This is a genomic window from Mesorhizobium sp. M0816 (assembly GCF_040320005.1).
GTDB lineage: Bacteria > Pseudomonadota > Alphaproteobacteria > Rhizobiales > Rhizobiaceae > Mesorhizobium.
In genome coordinates this window covers 80983-104310 of record NZ_JAMYOT010000004.1, presented here as the reverse complement: position 1 = coordinate 104310, position 23328 = coordinate 80983, and the positions used below count along the sequence as shown (strand labels likewise).

General features: G+C 63.3%; 27 protein-coding genes, 1 tRNA gene and 2 pseudogenes. 14 read left to right on the top strand and 16 right to left on the bottom strand.

Annotated features, from left to right (window positions below; all coding sequences use genetic code 11):
* Nucleotides 1–211: 211 nt before the first annotated feature.
* On the bottom strand, nt 212–1060 hold the full coding sequence (gene cysE, locus NKI17_RS07250; protein ID WP_023717455.1) for a serine O-acetyltransferase: 849 nt from the start codon (nt 1058–1060) through the stop codon (nt 212–214).
* A 159-nt stretch (nt 1061–1219) separates the two neighbouring features.
* Between cysE and NKI17_RS07245 the strand changes: the two genes are divergently transcribed.
* Nucleotides 1220–1834 carry an HD domain-containing protein gene (locus NKI17_RS07245; RefSeq protein WP_352570894.1) on the top strand — a complete coding sequence of 205 codons (615 nt, stop codon included), beginning with the start codon at nt 1220–1222 and terminating at the stop codon, nt 1832–1834.
* 42 nt (nt 1835–1876) lie between these two features.
* Here the strand turns inward: NKI17_RS07245 and NKI17_RS07240 are convergent, their stop codons facing one another.
* The 4 genes from NKI17_RS07240 to NKI17_RS07225 all read right to left on the bottom strand — a co-directional run bounded on the left by NKI17_RS07240 (nt 1877) and on the right by NKI17_RS07225 (nt 4352).
* Nucleotides 1877–2248 carry a hypothetical protein gene (locus tag NKI17_RS07240; RefSeq protein WP_352472741.1) on the bottom strand — a complete coding sequence of 124 codons (372 nt, stop codon included), beginning with the start codon at nt 2246–2248 and terminating at the stop codon, nt 1877–1879.
* A 136-nt stretch (nt 2249–2384) separates the two neighbouring features.
* Nucleotides 2385–3152 carry an alpha/beta fold hydrolase gene (locus NKI17_RS07235; RefSeq protein ID WP_352570892.1) on the bottom strand — a complete coding sequence of 256 codons (768 nt, stop codon included), beginning with the start codon at nt 3150–3152 and terminating at the stop codon, nt 2385–2387.
* Between the two features lie 20 nt (nt 3153–3172).
* Entirely contained in the window at nt 3173–3736 is a 564-nt protein-coding gene (locus tag NKI17_RS07230; protein WP_352570891.1) for a DUF192 domain-containing protein, read from the bottom strand.
* Between the two features lie 19 nt (nt 3737–3755).
* Nucleotides 3756–4352, bottom strand: a complete 597-nt coding sequence (locus NKI17_RS07225; RefSeq protein WP_036238076.1) for a cold-shock protein — start codon at nt 4350–4352, stop codon at nt 3756–3758.
* Nucleotides 4353–4567: 215 nt separating this feature from the next.
* On the opposite strand from NKI17_RS07225, the gene gloA reads away from it, so the two are divergent.
* Complete coding sequence (gene gloA / locus NKI17_RS07220) at nt 4568–5008, top strand: lactoylglutathione lyase (RefSeq protein ID WP_023674793.1); 441 nt, start codon at nt 4568–4570, stop codon at nt 5006–5008.
* Between the two features lie 105 nt (nt 5009–5113).
* On the opposite strand, the gene NKI17_RS07215 is transcribed toward gloA, so the two are convergent.
* The 6 genes and pseudogenes from NKI17_RS07215 to NKI17_RS07190 all read right to left on the bottom strand — a co-directional run.
* A complete protein-coding gene (locus NKI17_RS07215; RefSeq protein ID WP_023674792.1) occupies nt 5114–5494 on the bottom strand; it encodes a DUF2255 family protein in 381 nt (126 codons plus the stop codon).
* Between the two features lie 13 nt (nt 5495–5507).
* Nucleotides 5508–5708 (bottom strand): annotated as a pseudogene (locus NKI17_RS07210) (alcohol dehydrogenase catalytic domain-containing protein); the annotation flags it as partial.
* Between the two features lie 17 nt (nt 5709–5725).
* On the bottom strand, nt 5726–6490 hold the full coding sequence (locus tag NKI17_RS07205) for an SDR family NAD(P)-dependent oxidoreductase (protein ID WP_352570890.1): 765 nt from the start codon (nt 6488–6490) through the stop codon (nt 5726–5728).
* Between the two features lie 42 nt (nt 6491–6532).
* A complete protein-coding gene (locus tag NKI17_RS07200) occupies nt 6533–7519 on the bottom strand; it encodes an aldo/keto reductase (RefSeq protein ID WP_352570889.1) in 987 nt (328 codons plus the stop codon).
* Nucleotides 7520–7521: 2 nt separating this feature from the next.
* Nucleotides 7522–7854, bottom strand: a complete 333-nt coding sequence (locus NKI17_RS07195) for a carboxymuconolactone decarboxylase family protein (protein ID WP_023674789.1) — start codon at nt 7852–7854, stop codon at nt 7522–7524.
* Nucleotides 7855–7882: 28 nt separating this feature from the next.
* Nucleotides 7883–7990 (bottom strand): annotated as a pseudogene (locus NKI17_RS07190) ((R)-mandelonitrile lyase); the annotation flags it as partial.
* Nucleotides 7991–8086: 96 nt separating this feature from the next.
* On the opposite strand from NKI17_RS07190, the gene NKI17_RS07185 reads away from it, so the two are divergent.
* Nucleotides 8087–8980 (top strand): LysR family transcriptional regulator, encoded by an 894-nt coding sequence (locus NKI17_RS07185; protein WP_352570888.1) that lies wholly within the window; start codon nt 8087–8089, stop codon nt 8978–8980.
* Nucleotides 8981–9213: 233 nt separating this feature from the next.
* Nucleotides 9214–9507, top strand: a complete 294-nt coding sequence (locus NKI17_RS07180) for a DUF2218 domain-containing protein (RefSeq protein ID WP_352905561.1) — start codon at nt 9214–9216, stop codon at nt 9505–9507.
* Nucleotides 9508–9515: 8 nt separating this feature from the next.
* Here the strand turns inward: NKI17_RS07180 and NKI17_RS07175 are convergent, their stop codons facing one another.
* Together NKI17_RS07175 and ilvA are read right to left on the bottom strand one after the other, a co-directional pair.
* Nucleotides 9516–10088: a DUF1697 domain-containing protein gene (locus NKI17_RS07175; protein WP_352905560.1), complete on the bottom strand. Its 573-nt coding sequence runs from the start codon at nt 10086–10088 to the stop codon at nt 9516–9518.
* On the bottom strand, nt 10085–11341 hold the full coding sequence (ilvA, locus tag NKI17_RS07170; protein WP_023674785.1) for a threonine ammonia-lyase IlvA: 1257 nt from the start codon (nt 11339–11341) through the stop codon (nt 10085–10087). The genes NKI17_RS07175 and ilvA overlap by 4 nt, the downstream gene beginning before the upstream one ends.
* A gap of 128 nt (nt 11342–11469) precedes the next feature.
* On the opposite strand from ilvA, the gene NKI17_RS07165 reads away from it, so the two are divergent.
* The 3 genes from NKI17_RS07165 to NKI17_RS07155 all read left to right on the top strand — a co-directional run bounded on the left by NKI17_RS07165 (nt 11470) and on the right by NKI17_RS07155 (nt 15337).
* On the top strand, nt 11470–12864 hold the full coding sequence (locus tag NKI17_RS07165; RefSeq protein ID WP_352905559.1) for a hypothetical protein: 1395 nt from the start codon (nt 11470–11472) through the stop codon (nt 12862–12864).
* A 103-nt stretch (nt 12865–12967) separates the two neighbouring features.
* Nucleotides 12968–14041, top strand: coding sequence for an alpha/beta hydrolase (locus NKI17_RS07160; protein ID WP_352458455.1), 1074 nt, complete (start codon nt 12968–12970; stop codon nt 14039–14041).
* 132 nt (nt 14042–14173) lie between these two features.
* On the top strand, nt 14174–15337 hold the full coding sequence (locus NKI17_RS07155) for an alpha/beta hydrolase (protein WP_352458454.1): 1164 nt from the start codon (nt 14174–14176) through the stop codon (nt 15335–15337).
* Nucleotides 15338–15605: 268 nt separating this feature from the next.
* Here NKI17_RS07155 and ade read toward each other — a convergent pair whose 3' ends face one another.
* Together ade and NKI17_RS07145 are read right to left on the bottom strand one after the other, a co-directional pair.
* Nucleotides 15606–17417: an adenine deaminase gene (ade, locus tag NKI17_RS07150; RefSeq protein ID WP_352905558.1), complete on the bottom strand. Its 1812-nt coding sequence runs from the start codon at nt 17415–17417 to the stop codon at nt 15606–15608.
* Between the two features lie 546 nt (nt 17418–17963).
* Complete coding sequence (locus tag NKI17_RS07145; RefSeq protein WP_352570883.1) at nt 17964–18416, bottom strand: cupin domain-containing protein; 453 nt, start codon at nt 18414–18416, stop codon at nt 17964–17966.
* Between the two features lie 278 nt (nt 18417–18694).
* Between NKI17_RS07145 and NKI17_RS07140 the strand changes: the two genes are divergently transcribed.
* From NKI17_RS07140 to NKI17_RS07130, 3 genes are all read left to right on the top strand, one after another.
* Nucleotides 18695–18780, top strand: a tRNA-Leu gene (locus tag NKI17_RS07140).
* A gap of 259 nt (nt 18781–19039) precedes the next feature.
* Nucleotides 19040–19327 carry a ribbon-helix-helix domain-containing protein gene (locus NKI17_RS07135; RefSeq protein WP_023674775.1) on the top strand — a complete coding sequence of 96 codons (288 nt, stop codon included), beginning with the start codon at nt 19040–19042 and terminating at the stop codon, nt 19325–19327.
* Complete coding sequence (locus tag NKI17_RS07130) at nt 19324–19632, top strand: type II toxin-antitoxin system RelE/ParE family toxin (protein WP_352458602.1); 309 nt, start codon at nt 19324–19326, stop codon at nt 19630–19632. The genes NKI17_RS07135 and NKI17_RS07130 overlap by 4 nt, the downstream gene beginning before the upstream one ends.
* 189 nt (nt 19633–19821) lie before the next feature.
* Here the strand turns inward: NKI17_RS07130 and NKI17_RS07125 are convergent, their stop codons facing one another.
* Entirely contained in the window at nt 19822–20400 is a 579-nt protein-coding gene (locus tag NKI17_RS07125; RefSeq protein WP_254817694.1) for an NUDIX domain-containing protein, read from the bottom strand.
* A gap of 153 nt (nt 20401–20553) precedes the next feature.
* Between NKI17_RS07125 and NKI17_RS07120 the strand changes: the two genes are divergently transcribed.
* The 4 genes from NKI17_RS07120 (at nt 20554) to NKI17_RS07105 (ending at nt 23205) form a co-directional block, all read left to right on the top strand.
* Nucleotides 20554–21657 carry an NADH:flavin oxidoreductase/NADH oxidase gene (locus NKI17_RS07120; protein WP_352637019.1) on the top strand — a complete coding sequence of 368 codons (1104 nt, stop codon included), beginning with the start codon at nt 20554–20556 and terminating at the stop codon, nt 21655–21657.
* Between the two features lie 606 nt (nt 21658–22263).
* Nucleotides 22264–22581 carry an SH3 domain-containing protein gene (locus tag NKI17_RS07115; protein ID WP_352570878.1) on the top strand — a complete coding sequence of 106 codons (318 nt, stop codon included), beginning with the start codon at nt 22264–22266 and terminating at the stop codon, nt 22579–22581.
* A gap of 62 nt (nt 22582–22643) precedes the next feature.
* On the top strand, nt 22644–22937 hold the full coding sequence (locus NKI17_RS07110) for a DUF982 domain-containing protein (RefSeq protein WP_031211240.1): 294 nt from the start codon (nt 22644–22646) through the stop codon (nt 22935–22937).
* 28 nt (nt 22938–22965) lie between these two features.
* Entirely contained in the window at nt 22966–23205 is a 240-nt protein-coding gene (locus NKI17_RS07105) for a DUF2188 domain-containing protein (protein ID WP_023674770.1), read from the top strand.
* Nucleotides 23206–23328 lie beyond the last annotated feature (123 nt).

The following is a 23328-nucleotide window of genomic DNA, read 5'->3' as shown; positions in this document are numbered from 1 at the left end:
CGCCCTGCCGGGCACTTCTCCCCGTATAGTGACGGGGAGAAGGCCGCCTTCGCAAAAAATTTCGCCAATCTCCAGCGTTACAGAAACAGTGCCGAGGCCGCAGTCAGCCCCTTCTCCCCGTCACTATACGGGGAGAAGATGCCGGCAGGCAGATGAGGGGCAGCGCCGACATTGATAGTTGGTCCGACGCGACAAGCCCCTGCCCGAGCACTCAGATGTCGAAGCTGACGACGTGGTCCATCGTCTGCGATGGCAACAGCTGGTCCATCTGCCGCGAAGGCTGGTCGCAGCCGGTCTCGCCGACGACGCGGGCCGGCACGCCGGCAACCGTCTTGTTGTGCGGTACCGGCGACAGCACCACCGAGCCGGCCGCGATCTTCGAGCAATGGCCGATCTCGATGTTGCCGAGGATCTTGGCGCCGGCGCCGATCAGCACGCCGTAGCGGATCTTGGGATGGCGGTCGCCGCCGGCCTTGCCGGTGCCGCCCAGCGTCACGCCGTGCAGGATCGACACGTCGTCCTCGATCACCGCCGTCTGGCCGACGACGAGGCCGGTGGCGTGGTCGAGGAAGATGCCCTTGCCGATGCGGGCAGCCGGATTGATGTCGGTCTGGAACACCGAGGACGACCGGCTCTGCAGATACAGCGCGAAGTCCTGGCGGCCCTGGTTCCACAGCCAATGCGCCAGCCGGTGCGTCTGGATGGCGTGAAAACCCTTGAAGTAGAGCACCGGCATGATGAAGCGGTCGCATGCCGGATCACGGTCGTAATAGGCCTGGATATCGACGCGCACCGTCGTCGACCAGTCCTTGTCGTCGGCCGCCATCGCCTTGAACGTCTGGCGGATGAGGTCGGAGCCGATGTCCTGATGGGCGAGGCGCTCGGCCAGCCGGTGAATGACCGCTTCTTCCAGGTTTTCCTGATTGAGGATGGTCGAATAGAGGAACGCCGCCAGCAGCGGATCGCGGTTGACCGCTTCCATCGCTTCGTCGCGGATCGAACGCCAGATCGGATCTACCGGCTGCACCCTGGTGGGACGGGAAATCGTAACGCTGTTCATCTGATGTCTCCGGCCATCCAATGTCTCGGCCATCCAATGTCTCGGTTGGCGGCTTGCCTATTCTCCGGCCGCACCTATAAGCCAGATCATAGCACGGGTGAACTCAATTTTCCTTAGTGCTTCGTGAAATGGATTTGGTTGGCGGAATTTCAAGCAGCCATGGAAAACGCAACCTTGATGGACGAGACCCTGAAGCGCGAGCTTTCCGCGCTCTATGAGGCCGAAGATCGCCACTACCACGACCTTGGCCACATCGAGGCGACGCTGGCGCTGGCCAATGATTACAAGGCGTTGTTGCATGATCCTGAAGCAGTCGAGGCAGCGATCTGGTTCCACGACGCGATCTACGACAGCCGCGCCAAGGACAATGAGGCGAGGAGTGCCGCACTTGCCGAGGAAAAGCTCGCCGGCCGCGCCGATGCACAACGCATCGGTCGCATCGCGGCGATGATCACTGCCACTGCCGGCCACGAATTGCCGCCCCTTGGCGACCAGCATTCGGTTCGTGACGCGGCGCTGTTCCTCGACATGGACCTGGCGATCCTGGGTGCTGCGCCCGACGTGTTCGACGCTTATGAACAGGCGGTCCGCCGCGAATATAAGTGGGTCGATGAGCCGATGTGGCGGGCCGGCCGTGCCGCAGTCCTGAATGGCTTCCTCGCCCGCCCGCATGTCTTCCACAGCAAGGAGTTCCGCCGGCGCTTCGAAACCCAGGCCCGGCATAACATGGCGCGCTCGCTCAGGGCGCTGGGGCACAGCCCGCGCCGATCGTAGCCCGACGCGTCGGCCACTTGCGTCCGGAAGATTTGCCCGAAATCACGTAAACGCGCCTATGGTCGATGCCATGGCCCACAGCATAAACACCCCGGCGGCAAGCGACGCGCCGTTGACCACGATGCCAGCCAGGCCGAGCAAACGATTGTCGTTTGGACGACCCAGCGCCATCAGCCCGAAGACCGCGCCGGTAAGATGCGCCAATGGCCCGACCAGGAAAAATACCGCCATGAAGAAGCCTGTCACACTGTGCTGGATAAGCACGGACGCGTCGCTCGGCATTGCCATCAACGCGGTGATCGCCATCGCGCCTGCCACCAATGCAGCCAGCGCTAGAACAACGGACCATTCGCCGAACCTGCTTTTCGCAACGACGCCCAGCAAAGCGGCGTCGCTTCTTCCCCATTGTGCCATCGTACCCTCTGCCCCTCGTTCAGCGCGTGGCGGGTTTGAACCGATCCACGCGTGACGCTTAGTTACCCCCGTAGAGTTGCAAAACCGCTAAGAACCCCAGCTTCAGGCCCAATGGCCGCTTTTGGGGAGCCATCCGTCAAAACCGATGCTCGGCATAAAACTCCAGCACGCGCTGCTTGAAGGTCTTGTCGCCGACCGCCAGCATATGGTCGCGGCCTTCGATGTGAAAAGCCCTGGCGTTGGGCATCAAAGCGGCGAGTTCATCCGGCGAGCCGCCGATGTCGTCCTTGGTTCCCACCGCAATCAAGGTCGGCTGGGCAATGCGGGCAATGTCGGCCTCGCTCAGCAATTCGCGTGAGGTGGCGATGCAGGCGGCGAGCGCCCGGCGATCGCTGCGGGTCTGATCGGCGAAGGCGCGGAACGAGCGGCCGCGCGGATCGCTGGTGCCTGCCGGATCGTCGGCCAGAAGGGCGTCGGCTATCGGATCCCAGTCGCCGACGCCGTCGACCATGCCGACGCCGAGACCGCCGAAGACCAGCGTCGCCACCTTCTCCGGGTCGGAGAGCGCCAGGAAGGCCGATATGCGCGCGCCCATCGAATAACCCATGACATGAGCGCGTTCGATGCCGAGATGGTTCAAAAGCGCTGCCGCGTCCGACGCCATTTTTGCCGGCGTGTAGTCGGCTTCGTCATAGCTCTTCGACGACGACCCATGGCCGCGATTGTCAAAGGCGATGGCACGGTAGCCGGCGTCGTTCAGCGCCTTGAACCAGCCGGGCGACACCCAGTTGACGTAATGGCTCGAGGCAAAGCCGTGGATCATCAGCACCGGATCGCCCTGCCCCGATGCCGGCTGGCGGTCAAGGAAAGCAAGGTCGAAACCGTCATGGGAGAAGAACTGCATCGGCCGAAGATCCTGCCCGCTCAGTCGGAATCGACACTCGGCGCATCGCCCTTGTCGGGCGGCGGCATGGCCGGCCCCGGCGCCGTGCCGATGGCCGGATGGCGCAGCAGGTCGCCGTCCTCAATGCCCTTTTTGGCGGCGGTGCCTGCCTTGAGCTCGAGTACGAAGCGCACCGGCTCGTCCGGCGAGATGATCGCCTCCGACTGCGGCTCGCCTTGCCTGATCGCCCGGATCCGGCCGTCCTGGCCGACGAAGACCAAGTCGAGCGGCATCGGCGTATTCTTCATCCAGAAGCTCACATCCTGCGGCGCACCGAACACGAACAGCATGCCGTGATTGTCGGCCATGTGGTGGCGGAACATCAGGCCGGCCTCGCGCTCGGCGGGCGTGTCGGCGATTTCGACCGAAAAAGAACGCTCGCCGGCCTTCGTCACCGCGACCAGCGGCGCCGGGTCGACGGGAAGGATCATCGCCTTGCCGTCGGCGGAACTCGGTTGCTGAAAATAGAAGAACGCACTTGCGGCGACGATGAGGAAAATCCCGGCGCAGAGCGCGCCCGCCGTCAGCCGGTTCCTGTGAGCCATATGAAATCCTCGGCCGGAACTAATGCGAGACCGGCAAGGTACCCATATCGGGGTGAATTTCGGCAGCCATAAGGCCTTTGTCGCCGCGTCCGAAGCGGACCAGCACCACCTGGCCCGGCCGGAGTTCGGTGATGCCGTAGCGGCGCAGCGTCTCCATGTGGACGAAAATGTCCTCGGTGCCCTCGCCCCGGGTCAGAAAGCCGAACCCCTTGGTACGGTTGAACCATTTGACCAGCGCCCGTTCGAGGCCGCTTTCCGGCGTCACCGCGACATGGGTGCGCTGCTCCTGTAGCTCCGCCGGATGCACCGCCGTGGTGACATCCATCGAGAGCACGCGGAAGGCCTGCAGCCCGCGCTCGCCCTGCTTGACCAGGCAGACGACACGGGCGCCTTCCAGGGCGGTCTGAAAACCATCCTTTCGAAGGCATGTCACATGGAGGAGGATGTCGCCCGAAGTACCATCATCGGGAAGGATGAAACCGTAGCCCTTGGCCACGTCGAACCATTTGATGGCGCCGGCGATTTCGACGAGATCGGCCGTATCGGCGCTCTCATCCCGCTTCAACGTATCGTTACCGGCCCCGTCCCGCCCCATGAAAGAGGCCTTTTCCCCCATAAGAACGCCCCCTTTTTTCAAGAAACACTGCAACTGATTCTTGGTATCAGATTAACACCGCGGCTTCCGGTGTGTGCAAGACCTGACGTGCCTTTTTTCACGGTTCCATACAGGAATAGCGGATTTGCCGTTTTCCGGCGCCGGCAAACGTGGCCAATTGCCCTTTGGCCGGGCCGCCCCTATGTTGCGCCGCAACGCAACATAAGGAGGAAATCATGCGCTATCTGCACACCATGGTCCGCGTCGCCGACATCGATGCTTCGCTCGATTTCTACTGCAACAAGCTTGGCCTCAAGGAAGTGCGCCGCCATGAAAACGAGCAGGGCCGCTACACGCTGATCTTCCTCGCCGCCCCCGAAGACGAGCAAAGCGGCATCAGCGAGAAAGCGCCGCTGGTCGAGCTGACCTACAATTGGGACCCGGAAGACTACAAGGGCGGCCGCAATTTCGGCCATCTCGCCTATGAGGTCGACGACATCTACGCCACCTGTCAGCGGCTGATGGACAATGGCGTTACCATCAACCGGCCGCCGCGCGACGGCAACATGGCGTTCGTCAAATCGCCGGACGGCATCTCGATCGAGCTGTTGCAGAAAGGTCCGGCCAAGCCGAAGGCCGAGCCGTGGGCGTCGATGCCGAACACCGGCAGCTGGTAACCGATCACGCCATCTTGAGCCGGCATTGCTGGGCGGGTTGTGTCTAATGGGGAGGATCGCTCGGCAAGCCTTTGGCTGGTGAGCCGTGGTCCTTCGGTGAGCTTGCTACTCAGGCAGCAGCGGTACAATCCTGACGGTGGCGGACCGAGCGCGCGCACCGATCATCGGGCTAAGGTACGGGTTTCCGCGATGCTTCGCCCGATAGGCGTCATCGATACGGTCGTTGATCGGCCCGTCGACCGGCTCGAAGGCGACGTCCTTCGTCATGCGAGCGGCGATGATCCGTCCGCCCTTCTGCCGGATGGCGGCTTGGTACCATCGTGAGTCCTGTCCATTGTAGCCGCGCGCATAGAGGACGCCGTCGACTGCCACGGACCAGATCCAGGTTGGGGTGCCATATGTCACGCCATCTTCCCTGAACGGCGCAATGTGCAAGTTGTCGGCTTCGGCGATCTCGCGCAATTCGTCTTCAGACCATCTCGTCATGTCTGGGCCTCCCCTCTTCGACGAGTCCGCAATATTCATGTCCCATCGGTGTCGGCCCGGAGGACGCTTGCAGGCCGCGGTAGGGCCAGAGGTCCGACCCGCATACGCAGGTCGCCGCGATCCGGATGATGGCATCGGTCGAGGCCAGGATTTTCGGCTCGGCACGGTCCTCGAAACGCACGTCTCCCGGACCGTATAGAACTGCTCCTTGCATGGTTTTCCTCGTCCTCTTCAGCGCATGACAAAACCGCCGTCCACCGAGATGGACTGGCCGGTCACATAGCTCGCAGCGTCGCTGCAGAGCCACAGGACTGCATTCGCAATTTCCTCGGGGCGGCCAACCCGTCCCATCGGAATGCTCTTTTCCATCGCCCTGAGCGCATCGCCCTGACCGCCGGCCACCATCTGGTCGGCCATCGGCGTCCAAATGAGCCCTGGGCATATGGCGTTGATACGGATGCCGCGTGCTGCATATTCGAGAGCCGCGCTCTTGGTGAACCCAAGCACTCCGTGCTTGGCGGCATGGTAGATCCCGCGCTCGGCACCTCCCACAAGTCCCCCGAGTGAAGAGCAATTGACGATCGCGCCGCTACCCTGGTTGCGCATCTGCTGCAGTTCGAATTTCATGCAGCTCCATTCGCCGCGGAGATTGATCCCCATGACTCGGTCGTAATCTTCCCGGGTGGCGTCGGCCGTTTCCGCGAGGACATTCTGCACGCCCGCATTGTTGTAGGCGGCATCGAGCCGGCCGAAGGCCGCGACCGTATGCGCGACCATGGCTTCGACCTGTGCGTCATCGGCGACATCGCAACGAATGGCGAGGACCTTATGGCCTTGAGCGGTCAGTTCATCGACCGCAGCACGCACCGCGTCTTCGTTCCAGTCGGCGAGCGCGACGGACGCCCCCGATTCCGCGAAGGCTTTCGCTGTGGCGAGGCCCAGTCCGGACGCCGCGCCTGTCACCAGCGCGACCCTCCCCTCGAATGCAATGTTCATGGAAATATCTCCTGTAAATGTGTCGGTTCGGCGTGTGCGCCGCTAACGCCGCGTGAGCTCCGCCTCCGCCTGAGGGTAACGGTCGCCTTGCACGGTGATTTGCGCGGCAGCGTCCTCGATGTGCCGTAGATCGTCGGGCGAGAGCTCGATCCCTGCCGCGGCGATGTTCTCCTCGAGCCGGTTGAGCTTGGTGGTGCCTGGGATTGGGACGATCCAGGGCTTTTGCGCCAGCAGCCAGGCGAGCGCGATCTGTGCGGGCGTCGCGCGTTTCTGCGCGCCGATTCTTTCCAGCAGGTCGACCACGGGGCGGTTCGCCTTGCGGGCCTCGGGCGTAAAGCGCGGCAAGCTGGCGCGGTTGTCGTTACCGCCGAAGCTGGTGGTTTCGTCGATCTTGCCGGTGAGGAAGCCCCTGCCCAGCGGGCTGTAAGGGACGAAGCCGATCCCCAGTTCCTCGCAAGCGGGCAACACCTCCGCCTCGGGCTCACGCCACCACAGGGAATATTCGCTCTGGATCGCCGCGACCGGCTGAACCGCATGGGCGCGGCGGATGGTCGAGGCGCCTGCCTCGCTGAGACCGAACTGCTTGACCTTGCCTTGCGCGATCAGGTCCTTCATCGCGCCGGCGACGTCCTCGATCGGGACGTCGGGATCGACCCGGTGCTGATAGAACAGGTCGATCGCATCGACCCGCAGCCGCTTCAGCGACCCTTCGGCCGCTTGCCGGATGCGTTCGGGGCGGCTATCGAGCCCGCTGGATCTGCAGCGACTGAAGTCGTGGCCGAACTTGGTGGCGATGACGACGTCCTTGCGGAACGGCTCCAGCGCCTCCCCCACGAGTTCCTCATTGGTGAACGGACCATATACCTCGGCGGTGTCGAAGAAGGTGACACCGCGCTCGACCGCCGCCCGGACGAGCGCGATCGTCTCCTGACGGTCTGGAGCCGGGCCACGGTGATAATTCAGGCCCATGCAGCCCAGCCCGATGGCCGAGACCACAAGGCCGCTGTCACCGAGCGTGCGGTTCAGCATTCTCATTCTCCCGCGTCGGTTTCTTCGAAGACCTTGCGCGCGATTCCGACCGCCGTGCTGGCGGTGGGCCAGCCGGCGTAGAAGGCGAGATGGGTGATCGTCTCGACCAGTTCGTCGCGCGTGACGCCGTTCTGGAACGCAAATTTCAGGTGGAACGGCAGCTCGTTTGTCCGGTAGAGGGCGATCAGCGTCGCCACTGAGATCAGGCTGCGGTCGCGCGGCGACAGGCCGGGCCGCTTCCAGACATCGCCGAACAGAACGTCATCGGTGTAGCCCGCGAGCGCGGAAGCGATGTCCCCAAACGGACTGCAGAAGGCTTTGGGCTTTTCGCTCATCGGAGACTCTCCTTGGTGGGCCGGCGAGATATTCCTCATCCGTCACTTTCTCCGTCCACTCGACCGCCTTGCCGTCGAGGGCTTCGGTGACGGGAAGATGGGTCATCGCCGTCGTGGGCGTCGCGCCGTGCCAGTTGTGTGGCAGGCTGTTCTGCTCGCAAGCAATATAAGGGTCGCCCAATCATGCGATTAGGTGCTAGTTTGTGCATGTACTTGTGAGTGAGATTCAGCAATGGCTCGAGCGAACCTCAACGATCTTGCCGCCTTCGTCATGGTCGCGAGCGAGCGAAGTTTCACTCGGGCCGCCGCCAAGCTCGCCATCTCTCCATCCGCCCTGAGCCACGGGATGCGTACGCTCGAAGAGCGGCTGGGAGTTCGGCTGCTCACGCGGACGACCCGCAGCGTGACGACGACAGAGGCGGGTGAACGCCTCCTTCGGACCTTGGCTCCGCGGTTCGCGGAGATCGACTTCGAACTCGCGGCGCTCAGCGAATTGCGGGAGAAGCCGGCCGGCAACATCCGTATTACGACGGATGAATATGCCGTTGGGGCCGTGCTCTGGCCCGCGCTTCACAAGCTGCTTCCGCGCTATCCCGACATAAAATTGGAGATCGTCATCGACTACGGCCTGACCGATATCGTCGCGGAGCAATACGACGCCGGCGTGCGGCTCGGCGGGATGGTGGCCAAGGACATGATCGCCGTACCCATCGGGCCGATTTTGCGCATGGCAGCGGTCGCGGCGCCGTCCTACTTCGCCGAACGCCCAATGCCGCGAACGCCTCAGGATCTGACGAGCCACGACTGCATCAATCTTCGCCTGCCGACCTATGGCGGACTTTATGCCTGGGAATTTGAGAAGAACGGCCGGGAGCTGCGGGTGCGCGTCGACGGACAACTGACGTTCAACAGCGGGAATCCGATGTTGCAAGCCGCTCTGGATGGTTTCGGCGTGACTTACTTGCCGCAGGGCCAGGTTCAGCCCTACCTCGACAGCGGCCAACTCGTCCAAATGCTCTCGGACTGGACCCCGCCCTATTCGGGATATCACCTCTATTACCCGAGCCGACGCCAGCCGACGCCTGCGTTCAGCATCGTTGTGGAGACCCTGCGATACCGGGGCTGACGCGGGAGAAGATCGGCGGTCAATCGACCCGAGTTAATGATCGCGAGCACGTTCGTTCGCGCGGTCCGCGTCTGGCGCCGATGTGTCGCGAGTTTTGGCCCCGCCTGGGGACGGATGCGTCCGGCAGCCTTTGCCGATCCGCGAGGCGGCACCTATCTATCCGATTGTCGCGCCCGCCTCCCAGGCTGGCGCCCAATCACGCCAACAGGGGCGTGCCCCAGGAGAATTCATTTATGCCGACCAGCCATGTCGACGTCGCCACCGAACACGCCAGCCGCTATCTGCAGCAGCTGTGCAAACATTGGGCGCACAAGTTTCCCGTCGAATTCGACCCGAACCACGGCACCATCGATCTGACGCTCGGCCGCACGGTTCTCGATGCCGACCCGGCTGCGCTGCACATTGCAGTGACGACCGATCAAGCCGGCTCGCTCGAGCGCCTGGAAACGGTCGTCGCCGAGCACATCAAGCGCTTCGCCTTCCGTGAAGCGCTGGCATTCGACTGGAAACGCGCTCCGGTCGCGTAGACGACCTGTCAACCGCCGGCCTTGGCCATGTCCAGCAGCATCAGCACGGTGCGCCAATTGCGCGCCGTGCCCGGCACCTTCAGAACGCGCGGAATGAGATTGGCAAACACCGATTTGCCGAGCCCGTCAGGCGCATGCAGGTAGAGCACGTCGCCCTTGATCTCGAAGCGTTCGGGCCCGGCGCATTTTTCCGCCAGCCGGGCGACCTCCTCGGCGGTCGGCCGGCGCTCCAGCGCATAGGCATGCAGCTTGGTCGGCTCGCCGGCCACTTCCGGATAGGGATTGTTCGCCGCCAGCCGCTCGAGCCAGCCGAGATCGCGCACCATGATGCGTGAATGGAACCCCCATTTCTTCTCGAATTCCGCTTCCAACCGCTTGGTCAGCGTCGCCGCATCGCCATCTGGCGACCGGAACACGGCGTTGCCGCTCTGCACATAGGTGGCGACATCGGAGAAGCCGAGCTGCTCGAAAAATGACCTGAGTTCCGCCATCTTGACGATGCGGTTGCCGCCGACATTGATGCCGGAAAACAGCGCGATAAAAACGTTCGCCGGAGCGTTCGGAAGATCGTTGCTGCTCATATGATGAACCCGGCGAGCGTCTCGTTGTCTGTGATGTCCTGGTAATGGACGCTCTCGGCGTCGAAATTCGCCTTGAGCAGGTCGAAATTGCGGCGGTCCTTGGTTTCGATGCCGATCAGCACCGAACCGAAATTGCGCGCTGATTTCTTCAGATATTCGAAGCGGGCGATGTCGTCGTCGGGACCCAGCAATTCGAGGAAATCGCGCAGCGCGCCGGGCCGTTGCGGAAAGCGGATGATGAAGTATTTCTTCAAGCCCTCGAAGCGCAGCGCCCGTTCCTTCACATCCGGCAGCCGCTCGAAATCGAAATTGCCGCCCGACACCACGGCAACGATGGTCTTGCCCCTGATTTCCTTCCTGGAAAAATCTTTGAGCGCATCGATCGCCAGCGCGCCGGCCGGCTCGAGCACGACGCCTTCGACATTGAGCATTTCGATCATGGTCGCGCAGAGCCGGTTTTCCGGGATCAGCCGCACGGTGTCGGCGGCAAACTCCCTGAGGTGGCGCAGCGGCTCGCGGCCGATCTCGGCCACTGCTGCGCCGTCGACGAAATTGTCGACCTTGGCGAGCTTGACCCGCTTTCCGGTGGCGAGGCTCTCGCTCAGGCTCGGCGCGCCGAGCGGCTCGCAAAAGACGAAGCGTGTTTCACGCTGCTGGTCGGCGAAATAATGGGTGACGCCGGCGGCCAGGCCGCCGCCGCCGACCGGCAGCATGACAATGTCGGGCATGCGCGCGCCGGGCATCTGGCCTGATATCTCGTAGGCGACGGTCGCCTGCCCTTCGATAATGTCCTTGTGGTCGAAAGGCGGCACCATGTGGGCGCCGGCAGTTTCGGTGAATTCGAGTGCGGCGCGATAGCAGTCGTCGAAGAAATCGCCGACCAGCCTGATCTCGACGAACGCGCCGCCGAACAGCCGCGTCTTGTCGATCTTCTGCTGCGGCGTGGTCACCGGCATGAAGACGACGCCCTTCTTGCCGAAATGGCGGCAGACGAAGGCAAAGCCCTGCGCATGATTGCCGGCCGAAGCGCAGACGAACAGCTCGGCATTGTTACCGGCAGCGAGCGCCTTGCGGAAGAAGTTAAAGGCGCCGCGGATCTTGTAGGAGCGCACCGGCGTCAGGTCCTCGCGCTTCAGCAGCACCCGCGCGCCGGTCTTCTTCGACAGATAGTCGTTTTCCTGCAGCGGCGTCTCCGGAAAAATCTCGCGGATCGCCGCAGCGGCGGCAGCGACGCGAGAGGAGAAACTGGTCATGGCAGGAGTACCCCACAGGCTACGCGAGTTCGGTCCCGCTATTGCATATCCGGCCTCGTGAAGCCATTGTCCGGCCGCCCCGAAGGGGCATTTCCGGAATCAACGTAAGCATTTGGGGGCGTTTGCTCATGCCTGTCGCATCGGTTGCCCGGAAAACCGTGTCGCTGCCGGAGTTCGGCGAGCCGACGGTGATGCCGCTGGTTCCCCGCGCCACCTATGAGGCCCGTATCGCGGCGCTGGTCGCACTTGGCGGGTTCGATGCCTTCGTCGTCTATGGCGACCGCGAACATGCGGCCAATGTCGCCTACCTCTGCGGCTACGATCCGCGCTTCGAGGAGACGCTGTTGGTCATCGTTCCCGGCAAGCCGCCGAAACTGCTGGTCGGCAATGAGGGCTGGGGCTATGCCGAGATCTGCGATGGGCCGTACGAGCGCGTGCTCTACCAGACGTTTTCGCTGCCGGCGCAGCCGCGCGACCGCTCGCAGGCGCTTTCCGACATCCTCGTCGATTGCGGCCTGAAAGCCGGCCAGCGCATCGGCGCCATCGGCTGGAAGCCGTTCGGCCCCGGCGATGCGGGTTTTGGCGAAACGACGCTCGACCTGCCGTCCTTCATCGCCGACACGCTGCGTACCCTTGCCGGCGATAGGGGCACGGTCGTCAACGCGGCGAACCTTTTGATGAACCCCGCCGACGGCCTGCGCGCCATCAATGAGGCCGACCAACTGGCCGCGTTCGAATTCGCCGCGACCTATTCCTCGCAAGGCCTGCGCAACGTCCTGCAAGGCATCGAACCCGGCATGACCGAATTACAGGCGGCGCGGCTGATGGGCATCAACGGCCTGCCGCAATGCTGTCATCCGATGCTGTCGGCCGGCAAGCGAGCGCCCTATGGCCTGCCGAGCCCGCGCCTCGACATCATCAAGCGCGGCGACCCGATCACCATGGCCTATGGCATCCAGGGCTCGCTCAATGCGCGCGCCGGTTTTCTGGTCGAGGACGCGGCCGAGCTTCCGAGGGGCATCCAGGACTATGTCGAGAAGCTGGTCGCGCCCTATTTCTGCGCCGTCGTCGACTGGTACGAGACGGTCGGCATCGGCGTTCCCGGCGGCGCGTTGTGGCAAGCGGTGCACGACCGCATCGGCGATCGGTTCTTCGGCGTAGCGCTCAACCCCGGCCATCTCATCCATATCGACGAATGGATGCATTCGCCGGTATTTTCCGGCTCCGACATCAGATTGAAGTCGGGCATGGCCTTGCAGGTCGACATCATCCCGGCGACCGGCACCGATTATTTCACCACAAACATCGAGGACGGCATCGCGCTGGCCGACGAGGCGCTGCGCGAAGAGATCGCCGCGCGCTATCCCGAAGCCTGGCACCGCATCGAGGCGCGCCGCGCCTTCATGACCGACGTGCTCGGCATAAGGCTGAAGCCGGAAGTGCTGCCGTTTTCCAACATTCCGGCGTTCCTGCCGCCGTTCTGGCTTTCGCGCAACAGTGCGATGGCAGTCGCGAGGCGCTGAGCGCATTTCGGCGCCTGCGACTTACTTCCGCCGCACTTGGCCTGTCCGGGAGGTGCGGCGGAGGTGGATGGGCCTTTGGTCAGGCCGGAGTGGAATTGCTTAAGTGCCCTTGAAGACGATTTGCATCATTCTCATTGCCGCGCTGCTCGCCGGCTGCGGCGGGCGCCAAACCGAGGAACTGCTCGGCAGCGCCATGATGGCGGTGCCGGTGACGGAAATCGCCGGCAATCACTCGATCTTCATCGCAACCACGCGCAAGCGCTCCGACGATCCCGACAAGGTCTTCGACGGCGAGCGCTCGGCGACGCTGAACTATGCCCGCGTCAACGTCACCGTCCCCGGTATCCACAAGACAGGCCAGATCGAGCGGCGCTCGCGCGGCAAGTCGGACGATCCGGCCAAATACTTCATGGCTTCCGAGGTCGTCGGCTACGACACCCAGCCGAAATTCTCCAGCGCGCTCAGTGCCGACATCGCGGCGCGCGGCGGCCGTGTCATGGTCTTCGTCCACGGCTACAACACCGGCTTCGACGACGCCGTCTACCGCGTCACGCAGATCACCCATGATTCCGGCTATCCGGGCACGCCGGTGCTGTTTTCCTGGGCGTCGGGCGCCAAGACCACCGATTATGTCTACGACAAGGAAAGCGCCAGCGTTGCCCGCGACCAGCTGGAAGTGACGCTGAGAATGCTGGCGCAGACCGGCGCGCGGCGCATCGACATCGTTGCCCATTCGCTGGGAACCTGGGTCACCATGGAGGCGCTGCGCCAGCTCGCCATCACCGGCGACCGCGATCTCGGCGGCAAGCTCGGCGACGTCGTGCTGGCCTCGCCCGACATCGACGTCGACGTGTTCAAGAGCCAGATGCGCCGCTACGGCAAGCCGGACAAGCCGTTCATCCTGCTGCTCTCCGACGACGACCGGGCGCTGCGGCTCTCCGGCCTGATAGCCGGCGCGCGGCCGCGCGTTGGCGACTACAAGGACGCCGCCGACCTCGCCAGCTATGGCGTGTCGGTCGTCGATCTCTCCAGCGTCAAGGGAGCCGACCGCTTCAACCACACCAAATTCGCCGACAATCCGGAATTGGTGCAGTTGATCGGCCAGAAGCTGCGCGAGGATGACGGGTTTGCCAGCGACCGCGAGGTGACCGACCGCATCGCCTCGGTCGGACAATAGCTGCATTGCGCGGCAGTGATTGTTGACCATTGCCGCACCATCGGAACAGTTTGAACTGGACCGTGCCGGGCTCTGCCTCTATCGAATAGGCCAAGACGTCTCCGGCTCGACGTCGCCTTTGCGGGAGCCCGCGTGACCGTGCCTTCGAAGATCTTTCTCGTCGTTGCGTTCGCGCTCGCGCTGGCAAGCTGCGCCGGCCAGAACACGCACGATCTGCTCAACAAGACGACGATCACGGTGCCTGCTTCGGACATTGCGGCGACGCACAAGATCTTCGTCGCCACAACCCGGCAAAAGGCAACGAAAGCGCCCCGGCAGGTGTTCGACGGCGACCGTTCGCCGACCACCAGCTTTGCCAGCGTCGAGGTGACGGTGCCGAAGATCCACCAGCTCGGCGCCATCGAGCGGGTCAAGGGCTCGGCCAACAGCAATCCGGCGAAGGATTTCACGGCGACCGGCGTCACCTTCTACGAAGGCGCGCCGCAATTCGCCAAGGCGGTCGGCGCCGATATCGCGATGCGCGGCGACCGCGCGCTGGTTTTCGTGCACGGCTTCAACAACGGCTTCGACGACGGCATCTACCGGCTGACGCAGATCGCGCACGACACGAAATATCCGGGCACGCCGGTGCTGTTTTCGTGGGCGTCGAGCGGCAAGACGACCGGCTACATCTACGACAAGGAAAGCGCCAATGCGGCGCGCGACGATCTCGAAGCGACGCTGCGCATGCTCGCCAAGAGCCGCGCCAAGAGCATCGACATCATTGCCCATTCGATGGGGACCTGGGTGACCATGGAAGCGTTGCGCCAGCTTGCCATCACCGGCGACCGCGATCTCGGCGGCAAGCTCGGCTACGTCATCCTGGCCTCACCCGACATCGACGTCGACGTGTTCAAGAAGCAGATGATCCGCTACGGCAAGCCCGACAAGCCGTTCGCCGTGCTGCTTTCGGGCGACGACCGGGCGCTCAGGCTGTCGACCCTGATCTCCGGCGACAAGCCACGCGTCGGCGACTATGGCGACGCGGCCGACCTCGCCAGCTATGGCGTCTCGGTGGTCGACCTGACCAAGACCAAGGGCGGCGACCGGCTGAACCACGCCAAATTCGCCGACAACCCGTTCCTGGTGCAGCTGCTCGGCGACCGCCTGCGCGCCCCGGCGGGCCTCGCCTCCGAAGAGACCGCGCCGGCCCAGCTCGACAATCTCGGCCAGGGCCTCGGCAAGGCCGTCGGTTCGGTCGCCGAAATCGTCATCACCACGCCGTTCAAAGTGCTGACCATCGCCACCGGCGGGTGAGCCGACCTCTGCTGCCAATCACGCCGGTAATTGGCAGCTGTCAACAAAAACGCTCTGCAGCGATCCTTCGCGCCCCCCTCTGTCCTGCCGGACATCTCCCCCTCTAGTGGGGAGATTGGCCGCCACTTTCGGCTTTCGCCAATCTCCATCTTTGACGAACAAGGCGCTGTCAACGAAACTGCCAATCTCCCCCCTTGAGGGGGAGATGTCCGGCAGGACAGAGGGGGGCGCTGTCCAGGGCGCTGTCCCTCCAGGGTTCAGTGATTCTTCAAACGAACAGATCAACCTTCTGGAACGTCGTCACGTCGATAAGGCCGACGTCGGAAATTCTGAGCTCGGGGATGACGACCAGCGCCAGCAGCGAGTGCTGCATGTAGGCGTTGTTGAGCGAGCAGCCCATCTGGCGCATGGCGTCGCTGAGTTGGTCCGCCTTTGCGGCGACGATTTCCGCCCGCTCGTCCGACATCAGCCCGGCGATCGGCATTTCGACCAGCGCCAGTTCCTTGCCCCTGGAGAACAGCACGACGCCGCCGCCGACCTCGCCCAGCCGGTTCACGGCCAGGGCCATATCCTGCTTGTTGGTGCCGACGACGATGATGTGGTGGGCATCGTGGGCCACGCTGGAGGCCATGGCGCAGTCGCCGATATAGCCGAAGCCGGAGACGAAGGCGTTGGTGACGCCGCCGGTGCCCTTGTGGCGCTCGACCAGCGCGATCTGGCAGACATCGTTGCGGCGATCCATGGCGACCAGCCCGTCCTCGACGGCAAGATCGGCCTCCAGCGCCCGCGTCGGCGCCTGGTTTTCGATGACGCCGATGACGCGCACCCGCACTTCGTTGGCGCCCATGGGTGCCGCGATGTCGAAATCGCCTGCCTTGAGCTTCCTGCCGAGCTTGACGGTGTTCTTCGCCGTCTTCGGATAATTGTAGGCCGGAATGTCGATTTCGAGCTTGCCGCCCTTGGCCAGCCTGACGCCGCGGCCATAGACCTCGTCGATGGTCATTTCGGCCAGGTCGGAGATGATCAGCAGATCGGCGAGCCGTCCCGGCGCGATCGAGCCGATCTCGCGCTCCAGCCGGAAATGCTGGGCGGTGTTGAGCGTTGCCATCTGGATCGCCGTCACCGGCTTCAAGCCCTGGCTGATGGCGTGGCGCACGACCCGGTCCATATGGCCTTCGTGCACCAGCGTGCCGGAATGGCTATCGTCGGTGCACAAGATGAAGTTGCGCGGGTCGAGGCCGCTCTCGGTCACCGCCTTGATCTGCGAGGCCACGTCGTACCAGGCTGAGCCCAGCCGCAGCATCGCCTTCATGCCCTGGCGGACGCGGGCGATGGCGTCCTCGGCGCGCGTGCCTTCGTGGTCATCCTCCGGGCCGCCGGCGACGTAGCCGTGAAACGGCAGGCCGAGATCGCGCGAGGCATAATGCCCGCCGACGGTCTTGCCGGCCCTCACCGTCGCCGCGATCTCGCCCGACATCACCGGATCATTGGCGGCGACGCCCGGAAAATTCATCACCTCGCCGAGCCCGATGATGTTTTCCCAGCTCATCGCCTCGGCAACGTCGGCGACGGTCAGCTCGGCGCCGGCATGCTCCAGCCCCGGGGCGGAGGGCACGCAGGACGGCATCTGCACGAGCACGTTGACCGGCATGGCGACGGCCTCGTCATGCATCAGTCGCACGCCCGGCAGGCCGAGCACGTTGGCGATCTCATGCGGATCGATGAACATCGAAGTTGTGCCATGCGGGATCACCGCGCGGCAGAATTCCGTCACCGTCACCATGCCGCTCTCGACATGCATATGCGCGTCGCAAAGCCCCGGCACCAGATAGCGGCCGCCGGCATCGACCACCTTGGTGCCCTGGCCGATGGCATGGCCGGCGTTCGGCCCGCAATAGGCAAAGCGGCCGCCGGCAATGGCAATGTCGGTGCCGGCGATGATCTCGCCCGAATGGACGTTGACCCAGCGCCCGTTGCGGATGACGAGATCGGCGGGTTTGCGACCCATAGCGACATCGACCAGATGCGTCGCCATCTCAGCCCAGGGTTTTGGTTTCGTCGCATTGGCGGTCTTCGGCATCAACAGGCTCCTCTTTGCCCGACTGTGCCAAGCCGCGAGGATTTTGACCAGCGAGGAAGTAAAACGCGGACGGCGAAGTTGCAGATCTCCCCCCTCGAGGGGGAGATGTCGCCGAAGGCGACAGAGGGGGTCGGGACGTCCTGACGCGAACCTTTACCGCGAACAAAACAGGCTGGCGCTCGACGCGCGACGACCCCCTCTGGCCTGCCGGCCATCTCCCCCTCAAGGAGGGAGATCGATGCGCCATGGCCTTCGCCAATCGCTAAGGGCATTTTGTGCCGGCCGCAGCAACTTTGTTCTTGCTTTGTGCCGGCAGCTATGCTACTAATTTGGGTATGGTGCCAATTGGCTCCAACGACCCGTCCTCCCGAGGCGGGTTTTTTGTTATTGCGCCATTCATGGCAAATGGCCCAGGCGGAATACGATTCCGTTGCGGCCAATCAGCTTTCGTCTCGTTAGAGGATCCTTCTGAATCGACGGTCGCGGAGTTTGACGCACTCCATCGTTCGAGCCTTCGGCCGGTTCACTCAATTCGATCCCGAACTGTCACTTTTTGCTTGGATCGTCCGCCGGGTTGACGTAGGTGATCTTGAATGGCCCCTCGCCATGAACCTGGATAATCGTATCGCTTGTCGTCCAGGCGAAGTGATTCATTCCGGCCGGCGCGACGCCGAAGCCGCCAGCAGTCAGTTCGACACCTTTCGCCTCGTCGAGCTTATCGCCCATTCCAATATGGAAGTTGCCGGAAAGCACCGTTACGTATTCCGTGGTGGGATGATTATGTGCGGCAATTTTGTAGCCGGCGGGTGTCTTCAACCGCAGCACATAGGCGCCGTCCTTTGAGGGATCTCCAGCGACAACAGCCATTTCCGCGCCAGCGGGAATGACAGCAGGAGCAGGACCCCATTTGATGTCTTTGGCGTTCATCGGCATCTCATCGGCAAACAGAGGCGCCGTCCCAACAAGCAGCAGTGCCAGGGCAGAGGCAAGCTTGAGCATGACAATCTCCCAGTGTCTGTAGAGGACGGCGTCGAGTATCGGCGCGCCGATCCACTTGCCAATTGGAGTCTATCAGGGCAGAGCGCCCGAACGCATCCTGCGAACGGGGGACGCGCATTCGCGGTAGCCGCGGAAGCTGCCGCTAAAAACATTTCCAGGTGAAACGATTTTGTTTGTATCACTGTAGGTGATCGGCCTCGCTAGCTTCCAGTGCCAGATTTGTCGACGGCAGAAGAGGGCTTGACGGCCTTTGGCTGGCGGCTGAAAAGGGCTGGCCTGCGGACGTGGCGGAATTGGTAGACGCAAGGGACTTAAAATCCCTCGATCTCTGATCGTACGGGTTCGATTCCCGTCGTCCGCACCAGCAACATCGGCGCCGCCATTGCGGCCTAAGCAAGAGCATGAACTCGCCGAATACAGGCTGCCACATGCCATTTCTCGACCAGGAGCCGGCGAGCCGATGCGGGATCTGCGATATGCGTATCCGGTGTCCGCATGTTCGTTTGCCAGCTTCCAAAGCGCACTCAGGCAAGGGTGGCGGTATCGGTCACACGCATCATCGCCAGCAATTTCGATATGATTTTGTCACATCGGCTGCTATATGGTGGAAAAGGAGCCCGCCCATGCGGACCACCCAGCCGATAAGTATCACCCTCCCGCGCGACATGGCCGAGGCCGTCGCGCGCAAGGTCGAATCCGGCGCGTACGCCTCCGTCAGCGAAGTGCTGCGCGAGGGCGTGCGCGCGCTGCTCGACCGCGACGCCGCCGTTGAACGCTGGCTGCGCGAGGAAGTCGCCCAGAGCTACGACGAGTACAAGGCGAATCCGTCCAGCGCCATCCCTGCCGAGCAGGTCATGCTGCGTATCCGCGACCGCGCCGCCGCGCGGCGCGACGATGCCACTAAGGAATGACGCGCAGGGTTGTATTTTCCGCGCAAGCGGAGCACCAGTTGGATGCGCTGTATCGCTACATAGAGGAATATTCCTCCACAGCCCGTGCGGAATCGTTCGTTGGCGGCATCGTGGCCTATTGCCACGCGTTCGAGCCGTTTCCCGAGCGCGGAACGCGCCGCGACGATATTCGTCCCGGCCTCCGCGTTCTAGGCTACCGCCGCCGCGTCAGCATTGCCTTCACGGCCGAAGCCGACACCATCGCCGTCCTCGGCGTCTATTACGGCGGGCAGGACTATGAAGCGGACCTCAAGGACAAAGGCTAACGGGCGTAACGATCGGGCGATAAGACCTCTGCCCCAGTGGAGCCTCGCCGATCGCGCCGGCGAAAGAAGTCTGTTCAGCCCCAGGCCTCCAGCCGCAACCAGCGTCGCCTTGTCCCAGCCCCGCAAGGCGGCCTGGTGGAAGGGGTTCCGGCCGGGCGCTTCCTCGCAGGGTCCAGCTTCCGGCATGGCTCACCTCCCGATCGGGTTCAGCTTCAGGTGCTGGATCAAAATAATCGTCTTGGCGTCGATGATCCGACCGTCGTGGATGCCGGCCAGTGCCTCGTCGAGCGGCATTTCCAAAACTTCGATGTCTTCGCCTTCGTCATGCGCGCCGCCGCCGTCGGAAATGCGGTCGGCGGGCGAGTAGCGGGCGACGAAGAACCAGAGCCGCTCAGTCACGCTGCCGGGGCTCATATAGGGCGAAAACAGCCGCTGCACGTCCTTCAGACGGTAGCCGAGTTCCTCCTCGGCCTCCTTGCGGATGCAGGTTTCGGGATCGTCTTCGTCGAGCAGGCCGGCGCAGGCCTCGATCAGCGGCTCCTTGTGGCCGGTGACGTAGGCCGGGTAGCGGAACTGCCGCACCAGAAGCACCGTCGAACGCTCCGGATCGAAAGGCAGGATCACCGCGCCGTCGCCGCGATCGTAGGTCTGGCGGGTGTGCGTTTCCCATTTGCCGTCGCGCCGGCGGTAGTCGAAGACGGTCTTTTTCAAAACCGCCCACTCGTCGGAAAGGACTTCCTCAGAGCGGATGCGAATGCGATCTTCCATGGTGGACTCCCTGCTGCCGCGGCAAGGCGTAGCCGCGAACGGCGGTTCGCGCAATCGGGTCACCAATTGGTCCAGAGCGCCGGTTCACCGTCTCGTGTCTGGCGCTGGCACAATCGGCTGCATAAATAGCGGCAACCCTTTCCGGAGTTTTTTATGACCTCATCTCTTTTCCAACCGATCACCCTCGAAGGCCTCACCTTCCCCAACCGCATCGCGGTCGCGCCGATGTGCCAGTATTCGGCCGAGGACGGCTCGGCCAGCGATTGGCACCTCTATCACTGGATGAACCTGGCGATGTCCGGCGCCGGCATGGTCACCGTCGAGATGACCGATGTCGAACGGCGCGGCCGCATCTCGCATGGCTGTCTCGGCCTCTATTCCGAGGACAACGAGGCGGCCGCGCGACGCACGCTGGATGCAGCCAAGCGTGTCGCCGCACCGGGCACGAAATTCGGCACGCAGCTTGCCCATGCCGGCCGCAAGGCCTCGAACCGCAAACCTTGGGAGGGCGGCGGCCCGCTGCATGCCGATCAAGATCCGTGGCCGATCGTGTCGGCGTCGGCCATCGCCTACGACACCGGCTGGCAGGTGCCGCGGGCGCTGGAGGACGACGAGATCCTGCAAATCATCGAACGCTTCGCAGAAGCGGCACGGCGGGCCGAGCGCGCCGGCTTCGACTTCATCGAGCTGCATGCCGCGCATGGCTATCTGATCTTCCAGTTCCTGTCGCCGCTCTCCAACCGGCGCACCGACCGGTGGGGCGGCTCGCTGGAAAACCGCATGCGTTTCGCCGTCGAGATCGCCAAGGCGGTGAAGAAGGCGGTGCCCAGGCTGATGCTGGGCGCGCGTCTGTCGATCAAGGAATGGGTCGATGGCGGCTTCGAGGTCGAGGATGCGATCGAAGTGGCAAAAGCGCTGAAGGAAGCCGGCGTCGCCTATCTCTGCTGCTCGAGCGGCGGCAATTCACCGTTGCAGAAGCTGCCCTCCGGGCCCGGCTACCAGGTTCATCTGGCCGAAGCGGTGCGCAAGGCCGTCGGCATCCCGACGCGGGCCGTCGGCCTGATCGACGATCCGAAACAGGCCGAGGCGATCGTCGCCGACGGGCGCGCCGACATGGTGGCGCTGGCGCGCGCCTTCCTCGCCGATCCGCGCTGGGGCTGGCGCGCCGCGGCCACCTTCGGCGAAAAAATCCACCCGGCGCCGCAGCTTGCCCGCTCGGTGACGACGATGCAGCATTGGATGAAAGCGGCGAGCTGAAGGGGCGGGTTCTCGTCTCACCGGAAGGCGCGGATAGTGTCTCAGTTGGAAATTTGACGGGCTGCTATTAGGCATCGGCCGATTGTCGCGCCACGCGCCGAACTCCTATATGCTTACCGGAAAGCATGGAGTGATTGAGCGGTGGTCCGATGCCTTGTCAGAATTGAAAACGAAGCAACGATGTGGACGTTCGCATCAATGCCTGTAGTAGGTGACCGGGTACACATGCCATCAGGCGATAGTCTGGCCATGTATGCGGTGACCGAGATAACGCATGTCCCGCAGCCGGCCACAGCAAGCGCGGAGAAAGTGCCGCTAGTGTTTGTCACTCTGGAAGGTGCAGGGGAGTAACAACAAGAGTGCGGCCTGATAGATAGAGCAATCCGGCGTTCGCCCGAATGGTAAGGCCATGGCAAACCATGTCTTTAGAGAGACTGCGGTTCGACTCCCGTCGCCGGTAGGCCGCCTTCCAGAAGCGGCCTTTTTCATGTGAGAATTTTCAAACTGAGACACTACCAAGGCGCGCCACAGCTTCGCTTTGATCCTCTGCCGTTGTATGATGCGCAAAGGCTGCGGGTGGCGCGGCTGAGCTGGGGGAGCGAAACCATGTCTTTCAGAGGGATTTATGCTGCGGCTGCCGCCGCGGTGTTGGCCGGGCTGTCGTTCGCCGCACCGACGCCGGCCGAGGCGCAATATTGCGAAGGTACGGTGCACGGACTTTCCAGGCACTACAATCTGGCAACGGGAAGCGGCTTTCTCGCCGTTCGAGCCCGACCGAACTCGTCGTCGCGCATGATCGGGCAATTATTCAACGGCGACCAAACCGAGATCTTCGACCGCCGCGGAAGCTGGTACAAGGTCGATTTCGGCGGCCGCACCGGCTGGGCGAATGCACGCTGGCTGCGCAACGACTGCGGCTATTGAGCTATTTTCGCCTGAGCTAAAATAGCAGTTGCAACCAAATCGGCCGCTCCGCGTTGGCGGCGATGATGGACAGCAAGCCATTTGAAAAGCCGGTCGTGGTCGAACTCGGCCATGTCGGCAAATATCGGCAGATCCGCAGCGCCCAGGAGGCGGCGGAGTGCCTGATGACGGTCTGGCCACTCAATCGCGGGCCGCGTCATCGTGATGCCCTCGACACTTGCCTAAAAGTGCTGGAAGGTTATCGTTCGACGGCGGATGCGCGCCGGGCACTAATCGAAGCCGCCAGGGAATCGGACGTGCTGGTCACAGACGACAGGCTGCCAGACGACAGACTGGCCGACGATAGGCTGCATTGAGGCAACGGGCTTTCAACCGGAGGGTTTCATGGCGAAACTGACCTACAAGATCGTCGAGCATGACGGAGGCTGGGCCTACAAGGTCGGCTCGACATTCTCCGAAACGTTCCCAACCCATCAGGACGCGTTGCGCGCCGCCGAGATCGCTTCGGCCGAACAGCAGGTCGCCGGCAATACCGACGGCATCCAGTACGAGGACGCCGACGGCAAATGGCACGACGAGCTCGCAGATGGCCGCGACCGGCCGCAGACGGAGGTTTCGGATTAGGGTGTGTCGATATCCAGGTGATGCCGGGCTGCTTTACAGGTCGGTTTGGTAGCGCTACCGTCTCACATCGCGCGTGACCGGAGAGGAGCCTGGGCGCTGTCGCGGTCCAGGCAGGAAAGCGGT